Origin of the sequence: Streptomyces sp. N35 (assembly GCF_016464295.1) — a bacterium.
GTDB lineage: Bacteria > Actinomycetota > Actinomycetes > Streptomycetales > Streptomycetaceae > Streptomyces.
Map to the genome: position 1 here is coordinate 118,067 of NZ_JAEIMH010000014.1, position 3,261 is coordinate 121,327.

Sequence of the window (3,261 nt, forward strand, 5' to 3'; positions counted from 1 at the left end):
CACCCCCCCCCCCCCCCGGGGGCCCCGCCCGGGGCCCCCGGCGCCCCGGGCGGCGGGGGGCAAGGGCGCGGACGGCGACAGCAAGCCGGTCGCGGTCGAGGCGGCTCCCCAAGTGACCGCCGCTTCGAGTGAACCCTCCGGGTACCAAACGCTGTTGATCGGTGCGGCCGTATTCGTCGCGACCGCGGGCTTGCTGGCCGCCTGGGTCTTCCGTCCGGGCCGGGGGCGCGCCGCGCGCCGCTGACGCGAGCGAACTCGTCCGCCGGGTGGGCCGGTTGAGCCCGGGGTCTGCGGCCAACCGGCCGGCGTCGGCGTGGTCACTCGCGGAATCGTCGGCCGGCTCGCTACGCGCCGGAGTTCCGGCCGATGCGGATCGGGTTCCTGTCCGCGCGGGCGGGGACCTGCGGTATGCGGGCCACTGGTGCCAGCCCGGCCATCAGGAGCAGTGCGCCGACCGGCAGAAGATCCAGGTTGGCCGCGAACAGAACGAAGCCCCCGAGGACCGCCACGGGACTCCAGACGGGCAGCAGACGCGGGGTCGCGGCAACGAGCATGACCAGCAGGGTGAGCCAACCCAGCTGGAACGCGAGCGGGCCGATCATCTCCAGGGGTTCGGGCAAGGGTGCTGCTGAGTCCACAGCTGGGAACAGGTCACCGAGAATCACCCAGAGGAAACAGGCGACGCCGAACATCCCTGCTGCTGCCGCCGCGTTCGCGAGCAGCTGCCTGCGCGCGGTGGCGACGGGGACGAGTTGCCGCAGCCTGACCGTCACCGCGCCGAACAGTACGAAGCCGAAGAAGAACAGCGTGTGTCCGAGGTTCCAGGCGAGCCCGGGTCCGTGTTCCCCGTCCAACCCGTCGACGAGGCGCAACAGCCCGTACAGGACGAGCAGGAACGGAGCGATGAGGAAGAGCCTTGGCATGCCCATGTGGTTGGAGGTCATGCCGGAAGCCTCACAGGCTGGGGACTTCGAGCCTATTGGGGGCGCCCCCAACGCACCCCGGATTGCGTCCCGTAGGGGCCGCCGCACGTCCACCCGTAGACGACCTGGCTACCTTGCGTATTCAGGCCAGGCGAAGTTGGGCTCTGACCCGCACCGCCGGCTCCCCCGGACGCCGACACGACATCCGCCCCTTGCGGCCCGGATGTCGGCACAGCCGGTAGCTGTCAGGGGTGGTAGCTGTCCGCTTGGTGGAGGTGTGTTCGGGCGTCGGCCGACCAGTGAGGGGCGTTCCACCGGTCGGCGATCTCGGCTGCCCGGGCGAAGTGGGCCGCGGCCTCGTCGTCGCGGCCGAGCAGGAGGGCGAGTTCGCCGAGCGTGTGGGCGACCGGACGCAGCCCGAGCGACAGGCTCTCCGCGCCGGCCGGGGGACCCTCACGGTGGGGGAGCAGGTCCGCGTAGACCTCCTCGGCGGCGTCGCGGTCATGGAGCGCGACGATCGCCATCGCGCGCAGGCTCGTCAGGAACGTGAAGAAGAAGTCGTGGCGTATCGGACCAGGAGCCGTGTGGGTCCGGTGTGCCTCGTCGCCGCGGCCGGCGGCGTGGAGGGCGAGCGTGAGCAGGTCGGCGACCATCGGACCGAGCGCCTCGTGGAGCGCGCGCACCTCATCAAGATGATCGCCGAGCGAGCCGTCGTTCAGCCGGATCGTCGCCCGCGCGAGGCCGATGAAGCCGATGTGCACCGATCCCGCGCGTTGCATGCGTGCGACGGCCTCGACGTAGCGGTGCTCGGCGTCGGCGAACCGGCCCTCGACGAGCGCCTGGGCCGCGAGCGCGATCTCGGCGGCGCTGATCGCCTCCGGCATCCGGTAGGCGCGGGCGAGGTCGAGGGTCTCGCCGATCAAACGGCGCACGCTCGCCGGGTCGTTGGCTGCGGCGGCGTTCGCGGCGAGGCCGAACAGCCCGGTCACGCGGTAGACAGGCAGGTCGTGCTCGACACCGATCTCCACCAGCTCCCGGGCATACTCCTCGCGCCGGGTGACGTCGGTGAGGACCAGCAGCGCCGCGGCCCGCAGGCGCGGATCGGTGGCGAGGCCGAGGGCTTCGCGCGCGGCGTCCACCACCGTCGGATCGTCCTCGCCCACCAGCTCGTTGGCGTACGCGACGAGGAGGCGGCAGCGCGCCTCGGGGGCGAGACCCGTCCGCTTGAGCAGGCGGCTGAGGCGGTCGACGACAGGGCGGTCGACCGTGCCGTATGTGCGGGCCTGCCAGGGAGTGGGCTCGGTCCAGGCGGTGAACGCGGCGATCATCAGGTCGTCGCGCCCGATCGACTCGGCGTACTCCACGGCCTGTTCACGCGTGCGCCTGGCAGCGGCGACGGCTCCGGCCCTGATCTGCGCGCGCAGCAGCCGGCCGAACAGCGCGACACGCTCGTCCGGTTCGCAGGAGCCCGCGGCCGCGACCGCGTCGGCGAGCAGCGCGGCGGCCACGTCGTGGGCGTAGCGCGCCTCGGCCAGCTCTGCGGCCCGTACGCAATAGCCGACGGCCTTCGGCGACCCCGCACGCGCATAGTGATGGGCGAGCGCCGCGATGTCACCCGTGCCTTCGAGGGCGGCCGCGATCCGGGCGTGCATCCGGGCGGCCCGCAGCCGGCTGACGTCGGCGACCAGCGTGTCCCTGACCAGCGCGTGAACGAACCGGACCAACCCGGGTCCGGGCTCGTCGAGCAAGCCGGCGATGACGCCCGCGTCCAACGCGTCGAGCACGCCGTCCTCGTCGGTGTCGGCGGCCCGCACGAGCACATCCACCGAGCTCTCCCGGCCGGCCACCGCCGCGAGGCGCAGGACGGCCACACCACTCTCTGGGAGCCGCGCAAGGCGGCGCCGCAGCACGTCCCGTACGCCCTCGGGGACCTCCGAGAGCGCGACCAGCGCACCCTCGCCGGTCAGCAGCCGCGCGCTCTCGCGCACGTAGAAGGGATTGCCGCCGGTCCGCTCGGCGATCCCGGCCACGGTCGCGTCGTCGGCGTCGCATTCGGCGCGTACGAGCTCCGCTACGGCGTCGCCGTTCAGGCCCGGCAGTTCGAGCCGGAGCGGCGCGGTGCGGGCCAGGGCGCCGAGCGTTTCCGTGAGGCGCTCGCTCTCGTCCGCGCGGTAGGCGACGACGACCAGGATCGGGGCCTGAACGCCGATACTGCCGCCGAGCAGTTCCAGTGTGGCCGCATCCGCCCAGTGGAGGTCGTCGAGGACAACGGCGACCGGCCGGCCGGGGGGGGGCGCCGCGCGGCAGGCCCACCCCGGCTCCCGCGGCCCGCTCCCGC

The 3,261-nt window shown here is 73.3% G+C and carries 1 protein-coding gene and 2 pseudogenes; 1 reads left to right on the top strand and 2 read right to left on the bottom strand.

The window, feature by feature from the left end:
- Positions 1-244, top strand: a pseudogene (locus JAO81_RS42380) (hypothetical protein); the annotation flags it as partial.
- Between the two features lie 100 nt (positions 245-344).
- Here the strand turns inward: JAO81_RS42380 and JAO81_RS11000 are convergent.
- Together JAO81_RS11000 and JAO81_RS11005 are read right to left on the bottom strand one after the other, a co-directional pair.
- A complete protein-coding gene (locus JAO81_RS11000; protein WP_199547587.1) occupies positions 345-944 on the bottom strand; it encodes a hypothetical protein in 600 nt (199 codons plus the stop codon).
- A 224-nt stretch (positions 945-1,168) separates the two neighbouring features.
- Positions 1,169-3,261: pseudogene (locus tag JAO81_RS11005) on the bottom strand (transcriptional regulator); the annotation flags it as partial.